General features: G+C 48.2%; 1 protein-coding gene. It reads left to right on the top strand.

What is annotated here, in order from left to right:
• Positions 1 to 128 precede the first annotated feature (128 nt).
• Positions 129 to 251: AAA family ATPase (locus KMS84_RS44750; RefSeq protein WP_498066991.1), on the top strand; the 123-nt coding region annotated here is incomplete at its 3' end.

Genomic DNA, 251 nt, shown 5'->3' with positions numbered 1-251 from the left:
TATCGATACAGAACTGGATTTGCAACTGCCCACCTAAATCTCGCCGACAAGCAAGTTGCTTGCTCGATTTCCAGTATTATTGACTAACCCGCCTACTGCACTGCAGGCCTTTATGACAGGACACATGGATGTATTTGTCAGCACTCAAAATTCAGAATTTCCGTCAGTTTGGCGCCGAGCCAAACAACCTATTCATCGAATTCAACAAGGGCGTCACTGCCCTGGTGGGGGAGAACGACGCGGGTAAATCA

Source organism: Streptomyces hilarionis, from assembly GCF_024539675.1.
GTDB classification, from domain to species: domain Bacteria; phylum Actinomycetota; class Actinomycetes; order Streptomycetales; family Streptomycetaceae; genus Streptomyces; species Streptomyces hilarionis.
Note: the sequence above shows the minus strand (reverse complement) of the source record. Positions and strands in the feature narration are given on the sequence as shown.